This window comes from bacterium (genome assembly GCA_024226335.1).
In the GTDB taxonomy this organism is placed as follows: Bacteria; Myxococcota_A; UBA9160; order SZUA-336; family SZUA-336; genus JAAELY01.
This window is the reverse complement of the sequence record JAAELY010000131.1, coordinates 1-1,003: the sequence shown is the minus strand read 5'-3', so window position 1 is coordinate 1,003 and position 1,003 is coordinate 1. Positions and strand designations below refer to the sequence as shown.

At 60.9% G+C, this 1,003-nt stretch carries 3 protein-coding genes; all 3 read right to left on the bottom strand.

All coding sequences use genetic code 11. The annotated features are described in order from the left end of the window. Nucleotides 1-17: 17 nt before the first annotated feature. A complete protein-coding gene (locus GY725_06010; protein MCP4003733.1) occupies nucleotides 18-278 on the bottom strand; it encodes a type II toxin-antitoxin system RelE/ParE family toxin in 261 nt (86 codons plus the stop codon). Then, nucleotides 262-480, bottom strand: coding sequence for a hypothetical protein (locus tag GY725_06005; protein MCP4003732.1), 219 nt, complete (start codon nucleotides 478-480; stop codon nucleotides 262-264). The genes GY725_06010 and GY725_06005 overlap by 17 nt, the downstream gene beginning before the upstream one ends. An 85-nt stretch (nucleotides 481-565) precedes the next feature. Next, nucleotides 566-919 (bottom strand): hypothetical protein, encoded by a 354-nt coding sequence (locus tag GY725_06000; GenBank protein MCP4003731.1) that lies wholly within the window; start codon nucleotides 917-919, stop codon nucleotides 566-568. Nucleotides 920-1,003: the final 84 nt, after the last annotated feature.

Here is a 1,003-nt window from a genome sequence, read left to right as displayed (position 1 = left end):
GACACCTCGGCGTCGCATCAATCGTAGACGTCGCTGCGGTGTCCAACCCGAACGACAAGGATCACGAGCCGGTCGTCTTCGAGCTTGCAGATGATGCGGTAGTCACCGACCCGATATCGCCACAAGCCAGCCCAGATTCCGGAAAGGGATTGTCCGAGGCGTCTCGGATCTTCAGAGGCTCTGTCTTGGAGGAAGCGGCGGATCCTCTGTTGGACTCCTCGATCGAGCTTGGCGAGCTCTTTGAACGCCCGCGTGTCCCACTCAATCGTCCAGGCCAAGGAGGTTCTCCACCTCGCCCATCGTCAGCCGTTCGCCCGGGGTCTTCAGACGATCCACCGCAATGGCGACGTCCTCCCACTCGTCGAGCGCTTCGACAATAGCCTTGAGCGCGAAGTAGGAGGCGCTTTCCCCGAAGCGGGCGGCGAACGTCTCAAGGCGCTTCTCCGTGTTTGTGTCGATTTGGATGGTGAGCATCTTCAACCTCCTATCCTTAACCAGGGTGAGGGTATCACGCTTCGATAGCCCAGGACAGACCGTCGTGGGCGTGTGGCGGTTGGCCCCTACGTCAGCCTTCCAGCCAGGCATCGAGGTAAGGACGCAGGATCTCCCGTTCCAACTCCGGCCATTTCCTCGCTGCGACCTTGCATCCCACCGTGGGCCACTCTCGGGCCCTCACCGGACGGCCAAAAAAGCTCGACATGCGCTCGAGAAAACCGTCAGCGAAATCGTCCCGCTCTTGCTGGCGGAAGTGCCTGAGATTGAATTCAATCCCCCGCGATGACCCATAGTAGATCCCGAGGACGTGATCTCCGTCCGCGGTGCAGACGCGCTTGCCGGTCCGTGCATTCTTGACCAGGAATCTTTGTTTCTGAGCGGCCGTCGAGATCCCTTGAACGAGGGTGCGAACTCTCTCGGACAAGGAGCCTGGCAGCTCATCGGAGCCTGAATCCAGTCGATCCGGAGCCGGACCGGAAACCCACGACGGGACGAAGGCCGTGCGCGG